Genomic DNA, 19,666 nt, shown 5'->3' with positions numbered 1-19,666 from the left:
TATGATTTAAAGACCTAAATAAAAAGCCACATTTGAGTGGCTTTTTATTTGCGAGAAGACTTTATTTCTTTGCGGCCTGACCATATTGATCAGCCATCACTTCGACCAAATGTTCAGTTTTAATATACTTCTTAATTACTCTGTTAACGTCAGCAACAGTCAATTTAGTTAACTCTTGATCATGACGAATTCGGTCTTGCAATGTTTTGTTTGTTTCAAGCTGTAGATTTAACATGCCATGAATATTACGTTCATCTTCTAAAGCCGTAACTCGTTTCTTCATGATATCTGCTTTAGCAGCTTCAAGCTCTTGCTCAGTTACCCCATTTTTAACCAAGTCATTTAACACTTTATGTATTGAGGCAGACACTTGTGCTGAGCGACCTGAAGTATAATTTGCACTAATACTCAAAGCCCCTACATTCGTATCACGATCAAGTTGCAGCCCACTTCCAAAACCATAGACTAGCGCATTTTTCTCACGAAGCTCTTGAGCCAAACGTGATGAAATTTGAGATTCCCCTAAAATATAGTTCATTAAAATGAGAGCAGATGCATCTGGATGGTTTTTCCCAACTGGAATTGAAAGCACACTTTGGTAGCTACCAAATTCGCGCTGCTCAGACAAAACATGAACTTGCTGTGCTGGAAAATCAACGTGATCAATCAAGATTTTTTGATATGGCTGCTTACCGTTCCAACGACCAAATTCCTGATTCAGTAATTTCTGCATCTTTTTCGCATCAAATTCGCCTGTAATGGCAATTTGAGCATGGTTCATTGCAAAGAAACGCTCATATAACTCTTTCACCTGTTCTTGAGTTGCATTTTTCAACTGCTGTTTTGCCAGTTCAGGTTCAAAGTGATAACGCAAATCACCTGGTTGATATTCTTCAAGTAAACGTGAAAGTGTTAAGCCCGCTACTACATCTGGTTCTGTATAAGGACGATCAAGGCTTGATAAGCTTTGCGATTTAATTAAATCAAATTGAGATTGTTCAAATTTCGGATTTTTCATCACATCAAGAACAAACTTGAAAAACTCATCAAATTTTTCTGATTTAGACTGAATATTAATGGTCATGCCATTGCCATCAGCACTTGCATAAGCCGCACCGCCTGCATCAATTGATTTATCAGCAATATCTTGCAAACTGTATTTATCAGAACCACGAAGCAATAAGTATGACGTTAAATCAACTACCGTACCTTTATTAAATAAAGATTTTTCTGTTCCGAAGTCCATCGTAATCGTTGCGTAAGTACGATCATCACGTGTTTCAACTGGGAATAAAGCATACTTCATTCCATTTTTTAGTTTTCCACGGATAATCTTTTTCTCATTGCTTTCAACATATTGCTTTGAAGTTTTTAAAAACTCAGCAACTTCTTGTTGATATACTTTCGGATCTTTTAAAGGCTCAGCCTTTGCTTCCACCTGATCTAGAGTTTTAGGTGTCTCTTTTGAATTTTGCTGTTGCGCTTTTTTCTGGTCTTCGGGGGTTGGCAAAATATCGCCATCAATACGATGCTCAGCCACAAGGAACTGCTTTAAAGTTTGATTTACCTCATTGAGCTTCACTTTATCAATTGAATCTAAATCTTTAAAATATTGGTCCCATTGCCCATCCGCTACAGTGTAATCACTTAAACGGGAACCCAAAGCAACGGCGTCTTTATTGACTAACTCACCTTGTGTTTTCATTAAGCTTTTTACACGATTTAGCTCAGTCTCTGTAAAAGGTTTACCCTTTTCAATTCCAGAGAGCAAAGCGCTTTCAACTTTATTAGGATCATTTTTTGGTGAATAGATCGCACCTAAAAATACGACGTTAAAATCTTGGTCTAACCAAGTACTAGCTTCAACATTTGTGGTAATACCTGTTTCCACCATGTTCTGGTATAAGTGACCACTTGGCTGCATGGTATACAACATAGGTGCGAAAGCCAGTTCCGGTTGAATTTTGGTATTTTTACCATTCATATAGATATGGAATTTGGCCAAATCACTACCCTTTTTCACCATGAATTGACGATTTTTTATTTTTGTAGAGTCGAGCACAGGAATCTGTACAGGCTTAGGAACAGCTCTTGCCGTGATTGGGCTAAAATATTGATCTATTGTTTTTAAGACATCAGTCTTATCAAACTTACCTGAAATCACCATGACTGCATTATTAGGTGCATACCAGCTACGATAGAACTGATTTAATTCAGGCATTTTAATCGATTTAAGCTCAGGCAAATCACCAATCGGTAAACGTCCTAAATATTGGTTACCATAAGCTGACTTCCACATTTGATCCATCAGCACAGCAAAAGGCTGATCCATACGGACTTCGCGTTCACGCTTTACAATTTCAATCTCGGAAGGAACAAACTTTTCTTGAAGAACTAATTTATCCATACGCTCAGATTCAAGATACAGCACCTGATCAAGCGCAGTTTTTTCTGGACGAACGATATTAGTATATTTTGTTGAATAATAATCGGTGCTGGCGTTTGTCATCAATGTATATTGATCTAAACGACGCTGGAATTCTTCCCCTTTAACATTTTGAGTCCCCTTAAAAGCCAAGTGCTCAAGCAAATGAGCTAAGCCACTTTTACCTTGCGGGTCATTTAATGAGCCTGTTAAATAAATGGTATTAATAAAGATTTTATTTTCTTTGTCATTCGGCGCAAGCACTACCCGAAAACCATTATCTAATTTATATTCCTCAACATTTTGCTTACTTTTTACTAGTGTAGTTTGTGCCCAAGACGCAGCACTTAAACCAAGAATACATAGGGAGAGTGTCAGTTGTTTAAACTGCATAAACATATAAATACCAATTAATTTGAATAATAAAAAATCAATAGTTGTGGGACTATAGTAGGAAATTTAAGCTGACTTTCATAGTAAAGTTTTGAAAAAAAAGCCGTTTATTTAAACGGCCTTATATTTTAAGGAAAAATTTCAGCTTGCATATAAAGCTTCCCATACCCTGAAACTTCAATACGTTCCTGATTCAGGATATTGCAATATAAAACGCCTCCACGGCTAGAAGCCTGATAAGCCATAATATTATTTTTATCGAGTTTCTCTGCCCATAATGGTGCTATTGCGGTATGAATTGAACCCGTAACTGGATCTTCATCAATGCCCGCGACAGGTGCAAAATAACGCGATATACAATCGTACTGTTGGTCCGCTTTTGAGGTAATAGCAACATCCATGTCTCTTGCTGTAATAGCAGTACGTAACTTACCTAAAGTTTTGAGCAAACTCATATCAGGCTGCTCATCCAACACATCTTGCACTGACTCATATTCAACAATATAAGCGTAATCATTTTGATAAACCGCTTTAAAGGGTTTGGTTAATGCCTCACGTAAAACAGCCGGATAATCTTCAACTTGATGAGCTTTACGAATTGGAAAATCCATTCTGATTTTACCATCATCATCTTGATGAATGATAAAAAGCCCTAAGTTTCGGACATGAAAATTAATGGTCTTCTTGTCAGTAAAATCTTTAAATAATACAAAAGCACTGGCAAGAGTCGCATGCCCACAAAAATCAGCTTCGATCGTTGGAGTGAACCAACGGATTTCATAGTTTTCAGAGTCTATAATTTTTACAAAAGCAGTTTCAGATAAGTTGTTTTCAAGTGCTATCTTCTGCATTAAATCTACATCTAACCACTCTTTTTCAACAACGACAGCGGCTGGATTTCCACGAAATAACTCTTTTGTAAAAGCATCGACTTGATACATTTTCATGATAGTGCTCTCTTTTGTAATAGGCTCATTTTCGAAAATTATTTAAAAGAAAAACAGATACAGTTTTTTTAAAATTAACATCACAGTAATAATTTATGCATATAAAAAAACGGCTCATCCAGAATAGAGAGCCGTTTTTTTACTGATCTTTAATGATGTTGAGTTAATTCAATTTCATCTTCACTGTTTAATATTTCTTTATCAGTCTGCCCCATGAATTGACTCGTCACTACACCCGCAGTCATTGAACCATTTACGTTTAATGCAGTACGCCCCATATCAATGAGGGGTTCAATTGAAATAAGAAGCGCAACCAATGTTACAGGTAAACCCATTGCAGGAAGAACAATCAGCGCAGCAAAAGTCGCACCACCACCTACTCCGGCAACCCCAATTGAACTTAAAGTCACAATACCAACTAACGATGCAATCCACATTGGGTCTAAGGTGTTGATACCCATAGTTGGTGCAACCATCACCGCGAGCATTGCAGGATACAAACCTGCACAACCATTTTGACCAATAGTCGCCCCAAAAGAAGCAGAGAAACTTGCAATAGATTCAGGCACACCCAAACGACGAGTTTGCGTTTCAATGCTCAGTGGAATACTTGCTGCACTTGAACGGCTAGTGAATGCGAACGTTAAAACTGGAGCAACTTTCTTAAAGAATTTAAGAGGAGAAACACCCGTCATAGTCAAAATAATGGCATGTACGACAAACATAATCGCCAAGCCTAAATAAGATGCAACCAAGAAACCGCCTAGATTTAAAATATCTGCGACGTTTGAACTTGCCACGACTTTTGTCATAAGCGCAAATACGCCATATGGTGTAAGAGTCATCACTAAGCGCACAAGCTTCATTACCCATGACTGCAACGTCTGAATTGCAGTCAGAATACGTTGACCTTTTTCTGCGTCGTCCTTCATTAGGTTAAGCGCTGCTATACCTAAAAAGACGGCAAAAATAACTACACTAATAATTGATGTTGGGTTTGCACCAGTCAATTCAGCAAATGGGTTACTTGGAATAAAGGAAAGAATAAACTGCGGCACACTTAAATCGGTAACTTTGCCTACATAGTCCGTATTAATGGCAGTTAAGCGTGCAGTTTCAGCAGCACCTTGCACCAAACCTTTTGCAGTTAAGCCAAACAGGTTGGTAACAAATACCCCTACCAGTGCAGCAATCAGCGTTGTAAAGAGTAAAGTACCGATCGTATAAAAACTGATTTTGCCTAAAGAAGATGCTTGGTGTAATTTTGCCACCGCTCCCAAAATAGACACAAATACCAAAGGCATCACGACCATTTGTAAAAGTTTTACATAGCCGTTTCCAACGATATTAAACCAGCTAATAGATTCAGCAAGAATCGGATGGCCACCGCCATAAATCAAATGTAGTCCTAAACCAAACACTACACCTAGAACTAAGCCAGCCAGAACTTTTTTCGATAAGCTCCAGTCCGTTTTACGTGTTTGGGCGAGTAAAAATATTAACCCGACAAAAACCACAATATTGATGATTAAGGGTATATTCATTCCCAAACTCCAAATTATTGCTTGTGTCATCTTTCAAGGGGGCATATTTGACCATAGCCAGCCTATATAAACTACCCTTTTCCACAATTTTATAGCATCAAGATGATTACAAACCTCTGTGAGAATATAAAATGACTTTTTCATACATATATATCACTTTTAATTTATAAATTAAGTTGGATATTTACGTATGAAAATCAATCACAACCTAAGCAACCTTTAATTCAAATTGTTGCTCAATAAAATGAATAAACTGCTTTAAATTGGTTCCCCATGTTTCGGGCGATTGGGCAACCAAGTAGGTAGTAAAATGAGCGGATTCAGTATTAAGTTCAAAACAACTTAATGACACTTTCTCGACTACTTTGTTTAGATATGACTTTGGCAATAAAGCAAAACCAACACCTAATTCCACACAGCTTACAATTCCGTCCAGACTGCCCATTTCCATAATTTGTGAAGGCGGGACACTGTGATCATTTAAAAATAACTCGATTGCATGACGATAAGAACAACCTTGTCGAAACGCAATAAATCGGGTCTTTGCAAGCTTGGCAACATCTGGAAAGTGAGTTTGCTGTTTCGGACAAACCAAAACCAATTGTTCTTGCCAAACAGGTAAACTATACAACTCTGGAATTAAATATTTAGAAGCAACAAAAGCACAATCAACCTCTCCTTGCTGCACAGCGCTTAACAAATATCGTGTCGGGTGAGTTTGCAACTCGATCGGCAAATTCGGATATTGCTGCATACATTGATTGAGTAATTGAGGTAACCGTATTGCTGCTGTCGTTTCCATACTACCCAAACGAATGGTTTCGTTCGGGTCAATATCACCCTCTTGAAAGATTTTTTTCGCTTTATTATGTAGCGCAATCATTTGAACAGCATAACTATGCAGCTGTTGTCCGGCATTCGTTAAGGTCACTGGGTTATTACGATTGAATAAAATAACCCCTAACTCTTCTTCAAGCTTTTTCACATGGCTCGTGATATTCGATTGAACCGTATACATTTTTTGTGCAGCCAAGGAAAAACTTCCACTCTCTGCAACAGCTAAAAAAAACTCTAGAGACTTAAGCAACATACCACTATCTCAAAATAAGATAATCACCATCATATTAAATCATTTTTAAAGATTTAAAAACTCGCTTTTAATAATAAAAAAATTGAGCGTCCTCTCATGTCTACGTTTTATCGAATGAGCTTAATTGTCTTTTTGGCAACTTGTTTGGGAATTGGTGTTTTTAGATTTTCCTATACTGCGCTTATGCCCATCATGATCGAGCAATACCATTGGACCCATGATTTTGCCAGTTTCTTGGGCAGCGCAAATTTATTGGGATATCTCATTGGTGCTTTATTCGCCCTATTGAGTATTAAGGAAAAGTACATTCCACCCATGATTGTCTTGTCGGCTATAGCTGGCAGCCTCAGCCTACTAGGCTGTTCATTCATGGATATGCCTTTGGTGTGGTTCATTTTTTGGCGTACGATTTCAGGTATTGCTGGCGGCTTACTTATGATTTTGGCGCCTAGCTTTGCGATGAAATACATTCCCACCACGCAAAGATTAAAAGTTAATTTCTTAGGATTTAGCGGAATTGGTGTGGGCGTTTTATCTGCCACCATTATTATTCCCCTACTTCAAAATATGCCTGTTCATTATGTTTGGTATATTTTTGCTGGTCTTTCTCTATTAGGAAGCTTAACTCTTTATCGATTATTAAGTCGTAATACTGCCCAGATGATTAAACCACAATCGACCACTCTACAACTCTCACAAAAATCACGTTTAGGTCTGGTCATTATTCTTGCCTACATGTGTAGTGCCTTTGCCTATATTCCACATTCTTTGTTTTGGATGGATTATTTATCTGGAACTCTGCATTTTCCGTTACAGCAAAGAAATTTATTTTGGGTTCTCTATGGAGTGGGAAGCTGCATTGGTGCACTTGTCGCTTATTGCTTAAGCAGACTAATCGGATATCTACAGGCCATTAAATGGTTATATGCCATTTACAGCTTAGCCGTTGTTTTGCCGTTCCTTTCACATACCGCATCTTTACTGGCCTTATCTTCGCTTCTGACAGGCTTACTGACTCCCGCAACCGTATTTATTAGTTCTTATAGTCTGCTACAGATTTATGAGCACCGTTATCAAAAGCTTTGGAGCCTTGCCACCATTGGCTTTGCTAGCACTCAGCTTTTAGGTGGGGTTGTCATTAGTACTTTGCATCATTTGAATTGGTCTTATGCACATCTCTTTCTTTTGAGTGGAACCGTTCTACTCTTTGCAGTTTGCCTTTTACTTCCTGTACGCCCTTCTTTCATCTCAACCCTCGGAGAAACCGAATCATGAAATCTCTGTTCTTCCCGCTATTTTTAATTGCCTTTGTTCTTGTTATTCAGGCCATAGATCAGAGTTATCAAAAGAAAGTCGGCATCACGAAGACCACTAAGCACTCTGAATTTTTACAATAAAAAAAGCCCTCAACCGAGGGCTTTTTTATAGAAGATTACTCTCCCATGTGCTTAATAATCGCATCACCAAACTCAGAACAACGTAACAAGGTTGCTCCCGGCATTAGTCGCTCAAAATCGTAAGTTACGGTTTTGGCAGCAATTGCTCCAGAAATTCCTTTAATGATCAGATCAGCAGCCTCTGTCCACCCCATATCACGCAGCATCATTTCCGCAGAAAGAATAATAGAACCAGGGTTTACTTTATCCTGTCCCGCATATTTAGGTGCAGTACCATGAGTTGCTTCATATACTGCAATAGCACCACCAATATTTGCACCAGGTGCAATACCAATACCTCCGACTTCTGCTGCCAAAGCATCAGAAATATAATCACCGTTTAAATTTAGCGTGGCAATCACAGAGTAATCGGCTGGACGCATCAGGATCTGCTGTAAAAACGCGTCTGCAATGACATCTTTGATAATGATATCTTTACCAGTTCTAGGGTTTTTAATTTTAACCCATGGGCCACCATCAATTAGCTCTCCACCGAAACGATCAAGAGCCAATTCATAGCCCCATTCTTTAAATGCGCCTTCGGTGTATTTCATGATATTACCCTTGTGAACCAGCGTTACAGAAGGCTTATCATTTTCGATTGCAAACTGAATGGCTTTACGGACTAAACGCTGTGTTCCTTCTTTTGAAACAGGTTTAATTCCAATACCACATCCTTCAGGGAAACGGATTTTTGTGACACCCATTTCTTCTTGAAGGAACTTAATGACTTTTTTGGCCTCTTCAGAATCAGCTTTCCATTCAATACCTGCATAGATATCTTCCGAGTTCTCACGGAAAATTACCATATCAGTTAATTCTGGGTGTTGAACGGGTGAAGGAACGCCTTCAAACCAACGTACTGGTCGTACGCAAACATATAGATCTAATTCTTGGCGTAAGGCAACGTTGAGTGAACGAATGCCTCCACCAACTGGTGTGGTTAAAGGACCTTTGATTGATACAACGAACTCGCGAAGTGCTTCAAAAGTTTCTTCTGGCATATAGTTGCCATAAATTTTATTGGCTTTTTCGCCGCAATACACTTCCATCCATTCGATCGAGCGTTTGCCACCGTATGCTTTTAAAATAGCAGCGTCTACGACTGCTTTCATTGTTGGTGTAATATCCACACCAATACCATCACCCTCAATGAAAGGAATAATTGGATGATTTGGTACGTTCAGTGATAGGTCTGCATTTACTTTGATTTTGTCGCCGTCGGCAGGAACCACGATCTTCTGATAACCCATTGTGTAGATTCTCCCTTTTATAATACTTAATTAACTAAAAATAATTATCGATAAACAATACTTTCAACTTTTATTAACGCATAATAGCTTAATCGAATTTAATTCTTTTTGAGATTTATGTGGGAAATAAGCAAATTTCGCACTTAAATATAGCTCAATGTTTTCTCTAGTTATTTGAAAGAAGAAGCCATTTTTTATGAAAATTGTGATTCTCAACAAGCCTTATGACGTTCTCTCCCAGTTTCGTAAAGACGAAGCACACATGACCGTCTCTGACTTTGTTGATGACCCGACTTTGCGCTTGGCAGGCCGTCTTGATATGGACTCTGAGGGTTTAGTTTTTTTAACCGATCATGGTGGTCTGAATCAGTTCATTACCAACCCTGCAAATAAAAAATACAAAACGTATTTAGTTCAAGTTGATGGCGATGTAACCGAAGAAGCGCTTGAGCAACTTCGTAAAGGTGTAGAACTGAATGATGGTATGACGCTTCCTGCAAAAGCCATTAAAGTCAGTGAACCTGAATGGTTATGGGAACGCAATCCACCCGTACGTTACCGTGCAAATATTCCAACATCTTGGATCGAGATTTCAATTTGTGAAGGCCGTAACCGCCAAGTTCGTCGTATGACTTCTGCGGTAGGTTTTCCAACTTTACGTTTAATTCGTACTAAAATTGGCTCAATCGATTTAGTTCAACTTGGCTTAAAACCGGGTGATGTAAAAGAAATTGAACCATTACTTTACCCTGACTTTAAAGATGTGCCAGCTGAACAGCCTTATCGCTCACGTTCATATGTGAAAAAGCCAGGCGGTACTGGTGGCAAACCAATGGTTCGCAAAAGCAAAGATGGTTCTGCTAAAAAGTCTGGTACAAAACGTATTTGGCAAATGGATGAAAGCGAGAAACCACGTCGTAAGACTAATGGTACAACTCGTCCAAATACCAAAGCACCACGTGGTCGTGGCCGCAATGGTCGATAAGATTTAATCTTTTAAAAGCTCACATCAGTGGGCTTTTTTAATGTCTTTTATTTTAGGCAATAAAAAACCGGTGCATATGCACCGGCTCTTAAGCTAATTACTAACGGGTTAGTAATTAAGCTTCAACTGTTGCAAGAGCTGCATTAAATGTAGCACTCGGACGCATTACAGCATTTACTTTAGTTGGGTCAATTGCGTAGTAACCGCCGATGTTCGCTGGTTTACCTTGTACTTGAGCAAGTTCAGCAACAATCTTCTCTTCATTTTCAGCTAAAGCTTTAGCAAGAGGAGCAAATTTAGCTTTCAACTCAGCATCTTCGTTCTGAGCAGCAAGCGCTTCAGCCCAGTAAAGTGACAAGTAGAAGTGGCTGCCACGGTTATCGATTTCCCCAGTACGACGTGATGGAGACTTGTCATTGTCAAGCAATTTACCAGTCGCTTCATCAAGTGTCTTCGCAAGTAACTTAGCACGAGCATTATTTTCTTTAATGCCCATTTCTTCTAAAGATACTGCAAGCGCAAGGAACTCACCAAGTGAATCCCAACGTAAATGGTTTTCTTCAACAAGTTGTTGTACGTGTTTAGGCGCTGAACCACCAGCACCAGTTTCGTACATACCACCGCCCGCCATAAGCGGAACGATAGACAACATTTTTGCAGAAGTACCAAGTTCCATAATTGGGAACAAGTCAGTTAAGTAGTCACGTAAGATGTTACCAGTCACAGAAATCGTGTCTAGGCCACGTACTACGCGCTCAAGTGTATAACGCATTGCACGTACTTGAGACATAATTTGGATATCAAGACCAGTCGTATCATGATCTTTTAAGTACTTTTGTACTTTCTTGATCAATTCGTTTTCGTGTGGACGGTACGGGTCAAGCCAGAAGATTGCAGGCATGCCTGAGTTACGTGCACGAGTTACTGCAAGTTTAACCCAGTCACGAATCGGAGCATCTTTAACCTGACACATACGCCAGATATCACCCTCTTCAACATTTTGAGTCAATAACACTTCACCAGTGTCAAGATCGGTAATGTTTGCAATACCAGCTTCTGAAATCTCAAAAGTCTTGTCGTGAGAACCGTATTCTTCAGCTTTTTGAGCCATCAAACCAACGTTTGGTACTGTACCCATAGTCTTCGGATCGAAGTTACCATGCCATTTACAGAAATTGATCATTTCTTGGTAAATACGGGCAAATGTTGATTCTGGCATAACAGCTTTAGCATCATATTGCTTACCATCAGCACCCCACATTTTACCACCGGCACGAATCATTGCAGGCATAGAAGCATCTACGATGATGTCGTTTGGTGAATGGAAGTTTGTGATGCCTTTTGCCGAGTCAACCATTGCAAGTGCAGGACGGTGTTCTTGACAAGCATGTAAGTCTTCAATGATTTCTTCACGTAATGACGTTGGAAGAGTTTCGATTTTCTCGTACAACCCAGCCATACCGTTATTAACGTTAATACCTAATTCGTCAAATAACTTACCGTGTTTTTCGAAAGCTTCTTTATAGTAAATTTTCACACAGTGACCAAAAACGATCGGGTGTGAAACTTTCATCATTGTCGCTTTTACGTGTAAAGAGAATAAAATTCCCGCTTCTTTACAATCATCAAGTTCTTTTTCATAGAAATCACAAAGTGCTTTCTTGCTCATGAACATTGAATCAATGATTTCACCTTCTTGAAGCGCAACTTTTGGCTTAAGAACAATGCTCTTACCACTATTCGTGATAAGTTCCATTTTCACATTACGTGCGCGATCAAGTGTCATTGATTTTTCACCATGGTAGAAGTCACCTTCTTCCATATGTGAAACATGAGTTTGTGACCACTGTTTCCACTCGCTCATTGAATGAGGGTGTTTTTTCGCATAGTTTTTAACTGCTGCGGGAGCACGGCGGTCAGAGTTACCTTCACGAAGGACAGGGTTTACTGCTGAGCCAAGGCACTTACCATAACGAGCTTTGATTGATTTTTCTTCTTCAGTCGTTGGATTTTCCGGATAATCAGGAATTGCGTAACCTTTTGATTGAAGCTCTTTGATACATGCAGTTAATTGCGCAACAGACGCACTAATGTTCGGGAGTTTGATAATGTTTGTATCTGGATCTTGTGTAAGACGACCTAGCTCTGCAAGGTTGTCGGATACCTTTTGCTCTTCACTTAGGTAATCAGCGAATTCTGCGAGCACACGTGCAGCTACAGAGATGTCACTTTTAATAATCTCGATGCCAGCTGGCTTGGTAAAGGTCTCAATGATCGGCAGTAGCGAATAGGTCGCCAATAATGGCGCCTCATCAGTCAGTGTGTAAATAATAGTTGACTTTTCACCAGCCATATATAGCCCCTTCCGTTTGATTGAGTGTTGAGGACCGAGCTTGTGGCCCAGTGCCTACGAACCGATATGCTTAAATAAAACCCTGAGAGTATCGGCTCTCATTGTCTTCCAGTCAACGAAATATCCAGTGATAACGACATTTCGCAGCGAAATAATACATAATTTAAATCTATTGATAATATTCCTATACCCAACTTTAAGTAATACATCATTCATCATTACTTTTTTATGGACTGAATATGATTAAATTACATGAGATATCTTTCAGAGTTCTGACAATTATTATACTTTTCATTCAAAACAAACTCAAAGATAAAACGAATCTCATCGTTTAGTAGCACTTAAAAATAAAAAACCGATGTACAAAACATCGGTTTTTTATAAACTATTTAACTGTTATTTAAGCTTTTAACCATTTTTCAGTTTTAGCCTGATCTTCAATAATAAGTTCAACTTCAGTTAAATCAGATGTAGCACACTCAACTTCAAAAGATAGTAACTCATCGCGACGGAAAGCAAACACAGTATAAGTACCGCCCTGCTTTGCATACTTCTCGACAAGCTTAGTGGTCGCTTTTAAACCATCAATTGCGATAATTACATCATTGGCAGAAATACCTGCTTTAGCTGCTGCGCTATCGCGGCGAGCACTTTGCACGAGTACACCTTCTGGCTTATCAACAAGTTTCAAACCAAGTGGCAAAGATTTGTCAGTTTTAACTCTATAACTTAAGCCAAACTCAGGGAACAGTTGATCAAGTGGTAATTCATCAGTGGTATTAATCAAATGATTAATTTGTTCAATCCAGCTATCACCCGTCAGTTCTTTACATAAATCAAAAATGGTTCTTTCATTTACTTGAAGACCATTTTGAGTGTTTTCATATAACCGACGCATTAAAGCATCAAGACTAGAACCACGTAGACGTAAGCCTAAATCTAGACATAACGCAACTAACGAACCTTTATTGTAGTAACTGGTACCCGCATTATTCGAGTTTTCATCTTGACGATAAAATTTAATCCACGCGTCAAAACTTGACTCTGCAACTGTTTGAACAAAACGGCCTGGGTTTTGCAAATAACGGTCAATTTGTGCTTTGAGTAAATCAAGATAAGACTTCTGAGAAATCACGCCGCTACGTAATAAAATCAGGTCATCGTAATATGAAGTAAAGCCTTCAAATATCCACAATAAAGACGTGTAGCCTTCTTGATGCAAATTATAGTTTGCAAAGTTTTCTGGGCGGATAAACTTGACTAACCATGAATGAAAATATTCATGACTACATAAGCCTAAAAAGCGTTGATAATCTTTAGAAGGTTCAGTGGGTTCATTCGATTTTGGCAAATCCTCACGCGGTGTAATCAAGCTTGTGCTATTACAATGCTCTAATCCACCATAACTATTCCCTGTTGCCATGGTCATAAAGGTATAGTTTTTAAATGGTGCTGACCCGAACATATTTATTTCAGCTGCACAAATTTTTTCAATATCGGCTTTTAGGCGATCAATATTGGTATTATGCGAACCAGAAATTACGAACTCATGTTCAATGCCGTTCGTCTCAAAACTAAAGCGTGTTTGATCAGCCAATTCAAATGGACTATCAATCAGTTGATCGTAGTGATCTGCTTTTAAAGTAAATCGACCTTTAACTAAGCTTTTTGAAGCTAAGCCCGTTGCTAACTGAAAATGTTTTAATTCATCTGGCAAGAAAACTTCGACTTCACAAGCAGACTGTTCTTGTCCTTCTAAAGCTAAACATACGCATGCTGGATTAATATATAAGCGTGTCTGGTCTACATACGCACCACGTACAGACAAATCATATGCATACACATCATATTCAATCGTCATTAATTCGTGGTCTGTATTAAATAAACGCCAGCGATTCTTGCTCGTTTTTTTAATGTCCAGCAGACGTCCAGCTTCATCATAAGCTTTAACGGATTCAATATGTTTTGAGAACTCTCGAATTAGATAACTACCCGGAATCCACGTTGGTAACCAAAGTTCCTGATTCGGGTTGGCTAAAAAACGAATTGTCACGTGAACAAGGTGTTGTTTGTAATCATCGAACTCAATTTGATAATGCAACATAAATTCTTCAATTTAAAAATAAGAACGGCTTCACATTAGATTATCACTTTTTTGTATCGTCTTGCGTAGATGTATTTTTTGGCAACAATTCACACTAGCCTTCCACGAAAAAAAGGCATAGCATGCTGTGCATCTGTGTCCCGTATTTGCCAGTGAAGTTAAGGTCATCCGTGAAATTTTTTCTATCTCTTTTTACCCTCTTTAGTATTTTTTGTACTACCCTAACCAATGCTGCATTACTCAATATTGCACCTGAAAGTGTTGAAGCTGCTGCATGGACTATAGTAGATACTCAATCGGGTCAAATCATTGCTGAACATAATAGCCATGTTCAACGCGCACCAGCATCTTTAACCAAAATGATGGTTGCATACATTGCCCTAAAAGAGATTAAAGCTGGAAAACTGAAAAAAGAAGAAATCATTACTGCAACTCCAGTGGTTAGTGTTGTGCAGTGGGATGAATCACAAATGTATCTTAAAGCTGGTGAACAAATTTCAGTTGATCAGTTATTGGCAGGTCTAATCGTGATGTCTGCTAATGATGCAGCCGTGACTTTAGCTGAAAAAATCTCTGGCGATGTTCCGCGCTTCGTGCAGCGTATGAATCAGGAAGCTCAAGCTTTGGGTATGAAAGATACTCATTTTAGTAATCCTGCTGGAATTACAATGCCTGACCATTTCACTACAGCACACGACCTTAGCTTATTAAGCCAGGCATTAATTAAACAAACCCCTGAATATTTACATTATTCAAAAATGCCAAGCTTTAGCTATAACCAACGTTTCCACCACGCGACTAATCTTGCTTTGAAATATGATCCATCTGTAGATGGCTTAAAAACGGGATATACCAAGGCAGCAGGTTATAACTTGGCTTTAACAGCTTCACGTCCTTCATTCTCATCTAACCTAACTCAAAGACGTTTATTAGTCATTGTTTTAGGTACACCGAGTGCTGTAAAACGTGCTGAGATTGCAGATAAATTAATGAATCTTGCTTACGCCTATACACGTGATGAAGTGATTATTCCTGAGCAGAAATTAATTGCTGAACTACCTGTTGTAAAGTCGACTTTAAAAATGTTTAAGGTAGAAACAAAGCAACCGACAATTGTAACGACATCTTTATACGCAGACCCAGCACCAATTGACCTAAATACTTTTGATAATGCAACTCAACGCGTTCAAGTACTTGATAGCAATCAACAGCTCAAGGTGATTGCTCCACTTGAAACGACTCAAACACATGTAAACATTGAACTCAATGAAAAACAATTAACTGCGCCATTAATGAAAGTCGTAAGTTTGGCAACAGTATCGATTTATCAAAATAATCAACTTATCCGTAGTCTTCAAATCGAAGATAATGTACATATTGAAGAAGCCAATATTTTCCAAAAAATCGCAATGTGGTTTTCTAGCCTCTTCTCTATTTTTTCATCAAGTGAACATAGTGCTGCAAAACTTTACCCAGTAGATTCGCACTAAAAACATCAAATTGTGCACAGACGCACAATAATTTTTATAAATAAAAGATGGCATAATTTAGCCATCTTTTTTTATAGAAAAATAATTAGGTGAAAAAATGACCCAAAATTTACATCATATTGTAATTGTTGGTGGTGGTGCTGGCGGCTTAGAACTGGCAACACAACTCGGTGAAACTTTTGGGAAAAATCGTAAAGCAAAGATTACATTGGTTGACCAAAACCTTACCCATATTTGGAAACCATTGCTTCATGAAATTGCTGCTGGTTCTTTAAATCCCCACGAAGAACAAACTAACTATTTTGCGCACTCAGAAAAACATCATTACGAATTTGTGCTCGGAACATTAGTTGGGGTTAATAAAGATAAAAAATTAATTGAACTAATGCCACCTCAAGTGTCTAAGGATCAACAGAATCATTCGCAAGTGCTAAGTTATGAAACACTTATTTTAGCGCTTGGCTCAGTATCAAATGACTTTAATACAGCAGGTGTGCGTGAAAACTGCCATTTCCTTGATAGCAGAAAGCAAGCCGATATTTTCCAGCAAGATTTATTACATCTTTATATTGAAGCTCAAAATCAACCCAATCAGCGAACTTTAAATATTGGAATTGTTGGTGCGGGAGCAACAGGTGTAGAGCTTTCAGCTGAGTTAATTGAAACGACTAAAAACTTTTATCGATATGGTTTAAAGAAGATTCATCCAAACCAAGTCAAAATCACACTGATTGAAGCTTCTGAACGTATCTTACCTGCTTTAAATGATAAAACTGCTGAACACAGTGCAGAACAACTTAAAAAAATGGGTGTTGAAATTTTAACTCAACATCGTGTTGAAAAAATTGATAAACATTGCATCTACTTTAGTAATGGTAATCAACTCAAAAGTGATATTACCGTATGGGCCGCAGGCGTAAAAGCACCGAAGGTATTAGAAAGTTTTACCGATTTTAAACGCGACAATATTAACCGCCTGATGGTCTATGCAACGTTGCAAACTTATTCTGATCCAAATGTATTTGCGTTTGGTGACTGTGCTCATTGCCAACTTGATGCAAGACACCCTCCACTTGGCCCCCGTGCTCAAGTTGCAAGCCAACAGGCCAGCTTCTTAGTCGATGCTATGGCTGCTCGACTAAATGGTCGATCACAGCCAATGTTTACATTTAACGACAAAGGTTCTCTCGTGTCTTTAAGTCGTCATAAAGCCGTTGGAGAATTACTTGGGGATGTCAGCGTGCAAGGCTATATTGCAAAAACAATGTATGTCTCTTTATATCGTTTACATCAAGCAACGATTCACGGATATACTCAGGCTGGACTACTCACAATGAAAGATTTACTTACAAGACGTGTACGTCCAAAAATTAAGCTGTATTAAGTTGAATTTTTTAAGTTCGTCCCTATTTATATAAAAACGCATCAGAAAAAGTGCCAAAGATTAAGATTTTGTAGTCTACAAAATTTATTTTTCACTTTATGATGTACGCTTCAATTGATTGAATGGATCAAAAACATGACTGCTATTGCAAATAACCACGTGGTTTCATTCCACTACAAATTAACAAACGCTGAGGGTGAAACACTTGATCAATCTCAAGGTGAACCACTTGCCTATTTGCACGGTGCAGGCAATATCATTCCTGGTTTAGAAAATGCATTAACAGGTAAAACTGTTGGTGAAAAATTCACTGTTAACGTTCCAGCTGCTGAAGGTTATGGCGAATACAACCCAGACCTAGTACAAGAAGTTCCAGCTCAAATGTTCCAAGGTGTTGAGAACATTCAACCTGGTATGCAATTCCAAGCTCAAACAGATGACGGCGTACAGATCGTTACTGTTAAAGCGGTTGAAGGCGACAACGTTGTTGTTGATGCTAACTTCCCACTTGCTGGTCAAGATTTAACTTTTGAAGTTGAAATCGTAGAAATCCGTGATGCTTCTCAAGAAGAATTAGATCACGGTCACGTACACGGTGCTGGTGGTCATCACCACTAATTCATCTTTAAAGATGATAAGAGCAAAGCTTCGGCTTTGCTTTTTTTATGTATTTATTTTTATATAATATTTTGATAATAATTCTTTAACTCACTTCACTCTAAAAGGGCCAATTTTCATGTCAAACGTAAATCAGCTAATTTGGTTTCGTCAAGATTTGAGAGTTCGAGACCATGCTGCTTTATGGCATGCCTCTCAACAAGGGCCTTGTATTGGGTTAATTATTTTATCGCCTGAACAATGGAAAATGCATCACGATGCACCTATAAAAATTAATTTCTATCTACGTCAACTTCAACAACTCAAAAAAGAACTAGGACAACTTAATATTCCCCTTATTATCCAAGTCATTCCTTACTGGAAAGATATCGCTGATTATATTGGTGAACTTAGCACTCAACTTAATATTGAAAATGTCTATTCAAATATAGAGATCGGCGTTAATGAATTAAAAAGAGATAAAACTGTACAAGATTTTTTAAATCAACAAGGCAAAGAACTTTTTTTATTTCATGACCGTACGATTTTTCCTTTATGCTCTATTCGCAATCAGTCACAGCAGCCCTATCAGGTTTTCGGTGCATTCAAAAAAGCATGTTATTCAAAATTGGATATCAGTGGGTTACCTCAATGCTATCCGATTCCTGAAAAGCAAAGTGGCTATCCAGCGTCTTTTTCAAAAATAAACAGCTTAACCCTAGAAGATATTGAAGCTTTTTTTGAACCTTCTGTTTCTAAAGAGCAACAAGACTTATGGCCAGCCGGAGAAGTTTTTGCTCTAGAGCAACTCGACGTATTTATTAAAGATCATCTATCTGATTATAAATTAGAACGTGACTTTCCCAATGTAAAAGGAACTAGCCAACTTTCTCCCTATTTAAACCTTGGGATTTTGTCTATCCGCCAGTGCCTGCAAGCTCTTTTTAGGGCTGAACATGGCAACTTTCATTTGACAAATGAAGGCCAGCAGACTTGGTTAGACGAACTGCTTTGGCGAGAATTTTATCAGCATATTTTATTTGATTTCCCACATGTTTCTAAACATATTCCATTTAAAAAAGATACTCAAAAAATTAAGTGGAGTCACAATCCAAAGCACCTAGCCGCATGGCAAACGGGCCAGACAGGTATACCGATTATTGATGCTGGAATGCGTCAACTTTTAAAAACTGGCTGGATGCATAATCGTGTACGCATGATTACAGCCATGTTTTTATGTAAAAACTTGCTCATCGATTGGCGAGTAGGTGAACAATGGTTTATGGAGCATTTAATCGATGGGGATTTAGCAGCAAATAATGGTGGCTGGCAATGGTGCGCTTCTACCGGAACTGATGCTGTACCTTACTTTAGAATTTTTAACCCTATTGCTCAATCAAAGAAATTTGATCCAAATGGAGATTATATTCGTCAATGGGTTCAAGAATTAGCTCATCTAGACAATAAAGCCATTCATGAGCCCTACTCGACTAAAACGAATATTCAGTTAAATTATCCAAAACCAATAGTTGATTTAAAGGAAACCCGCCTTAAAGCAATTGAAACTTTCAAGAGTATTTAGATAAGAGTTACGTCTTATCTGTTTATTTTTCATTAAAAAATAACAACAATATTTGACTAAATAGTGACTTTGATCTACAAATA

14 protein-coding genes are annotated in these 19,666 nt (G+C 38.3%); 7 read left to right on the top strand and 7 right to left on the bottom strand.

Features of this window, described 5'->3' with window-relative positions; genetic code table 11:
- Positions 1-61: 61 nt before the first annotated feature.
- From ACYU0V_RS05080 to ACYU0V_RS05065, 4 genes are all read right to left on the bottom strand, one after another.
- Positions 62-2,824 (bottom strand): M16 family metallopeptidase, encoded by a 2,763-nt coding sequence (locus tag ACYU0V_RS05080; protein ID WP_461849288.1) that lies wholly within the window; start codon positions 2,822-2,824, stop codon positions 62-64.
- Positions 2,825-2,946: 122 nt separating this feature from the next.
- Entirely contained in the window at positions 2,947-3,765 is an 819-nt protein-coding gene (locus tag ACYU0V_RS05075) for a PhzF family phenazine biosynthesis protein (protein WP_461849287.1), read from the bottom strand.
- 149 nt (positions 3,766-3,914) lie between these two features.
- Complete coding sequence (locus ACYU0V_RS05070; protein ID WP_461849286.1) at positions 3,915-5,309, bottom strand: L-cystine transporter; 1,395 nt, start codon at positions 5,307-5,309, stop codon at positions 3,915-3,917.
- A 208-nt stretch (positions 5,310-5,517) separates the two neighbouring features.
- The gene (locus tag ACYU0V_RS05065; RefSeq protein WP_002118709.1) at positions 5,518-6,399 is read right to left on the bottom strand and encodes a LysR family transcriptional regulator; all 882 of its coding nucleotides are present in this window, start codon (positions 6,397-6,399) and stop codon (positions 5,518-5,520) included.
- A gap of 96 nt (positions 6,400-6,495) precedes the next feature.
- Here ACYU0V_RS05065 and ACYU0V_RS05060 point away from each other — a divergent pair, with 96 nt between their 5' ends.
- Together ACYU0V_RS05060 and ACYU0V_RS05055 are read left to right on the top strand one after the other, a co-directional pair.
- Positions 6,496-7,674, top strand: coding sequence for a YbfB/YjiJ family MFS transporter (locus ACYU0V_RS05060; protein WP_461849285.1), 1,179 nt, complete (start codon positions 6,496-6,498; stop codon positions 7,672-7,674).
- Entirely contained in the window at positions 7,671-7,796 is a 126-nt protein-coding gene (locus tag ACYU0V_RS05055) for a hypothetical protein (protein WP_080776957.1), read from the top strand. The genes ACYU0V_RS05060 and ACYU0V_RS05055 overlap by 4 nt, the downstream gene beginning before the upstream one ends.
- Positions 7,797-7,831: 35 nt before the next feature.
- Here the strand turns inward: ACYU0V_RS05055 and icd are convergent, their stop codons facing one another.
- Positions 7,832-9,088, bottom strand: a complete 1,257-nt coding sequence (gene icd / locus ACYU0V_RS05050; protein ID WP_005067916.1) for an NADP-dependent isocitrate dehydrogenase — start codon at positions 9,086-9,088, stop codon at positions 7,832-7,834.
- 196 nt (positions 9,089-9,284) lie between these two features.
- Between icd and ACYU0V_RS05045 the strand changes: the two genes are divergently transcribed.
- Positions 9,285-10,073: an rRNA large subunit pseudouridine synthase E gene (locus ACYU0V_RS05045; RefSeq protein ID WP_461849284.1), complete on the top strand. Its 789-nt coding sequence runs from the start codon at positions 9,285-9,287 to the stop codon at positions 10,071-10,073.
- Between the two features lie 115 nt (positions 10,074-10,188).
- Here the strand turns inward: ACYU0V_RS05045 and ACYU0V_RS05040 are convergent, their stop codons facing one another.
- Together ACYU0V_RS05040 and ACYU0V_RS05035 are read right to left on the bottom strand one after the other, a co-directional pair.
- Positions 10,189-12,426, bottom strand: coding sequence for an NADP-dependent isocitrate dehydrogenase (locus ACYU0V_RS05040; RefSeq protein ID WP_461849283.1), 2,238 nt, complete (start codon positions 12,424-12,426; stop codon positions 10,189-10,191).
- Positions 12,427-12,826: 400 nt separating this feature from the next.
- The gene (locus ACYU0V_RS05035) at positions 12,827-14,530 is read right to left on the bottom strand and encodes a M61 family metallopeptidase (RefSeq protein ID WP_461849282.1); all 1,704 of its coding nucleotides are present in this window, start codon (positions 14,528-14,530) and stop codon (positions 12,827-12,829) included.
- A gap of 170 nt (positions 14,531-14,700) precedes the next feature.
- On the opposite strand from ACYU0V_RS05035, the gene ACYU0V_RS05030 reads away from it, so the two are divergent.
- The 4 genes from ACYU0V_RS05030 (at position 14,701) to ACYU0V_RS05015 (ending at position 19,583) form a co-directional block, all read left to right on the top strand.
- Positions 14,701-16,020: a D-alanyl-D-alanine carboxypeptidase PBP6B gene (locus ACYU0V_RS05030; RefSeq protein ID WP_151282805.1), complete on the top strand. Its 1,320-nt coding sequence runs from the start codon at positions 14,701-14,703 to the stop codon at positions 16,018-16,020.
- 97 nt (positions 16,021-16,117) lie between these two features.
- A complete protein-coding gene (locus ACYU0V_RS05025; protein WP_461849281.1) occupies positions 16,118-17,404 on the top strand; it encodes an NAD(P)/FAD-dependent oxidoreductase in 1,287 nt (428 codons plus the stop codon).
- A 135-nt stretch (positions 17,405-17,539) separates the two neighbouring features.
- Positions 17,540-18,022 (top strand): FKBP-type peptidyl-prolyl cis-trans isomerase, encoded by a 483-nt coding sequence (locus ACYU0V_RS05020; protein ID WP_002118581.1) that lies wholly within the window; start codon positions 17,540-17,542, stop codon positions 18,020-18,022.
- A gap of 118 nt (positions 18,023-18,140) precedes the next feature.
- A complete protein-coding gene (locus tag ACYU0V_RS05015) occupies positions 18,141-19,583 on the top strand; it encodes a cryptochrome/photolyase family protein (RefSeq protein WP_342063715.1) in 1,443 nt (480 codons plus the stop codon).
- The last annotated feature ends 83 nt before the right edge of the window (positions 19,584-19,666 follow it).

The sequence above is a fragment of the Acinetobacter sp. X9 genome, assembly GCF_054889255.1.
This window is presented reverse-complemented; position numbering and strand designations above follow the sequence as displayed.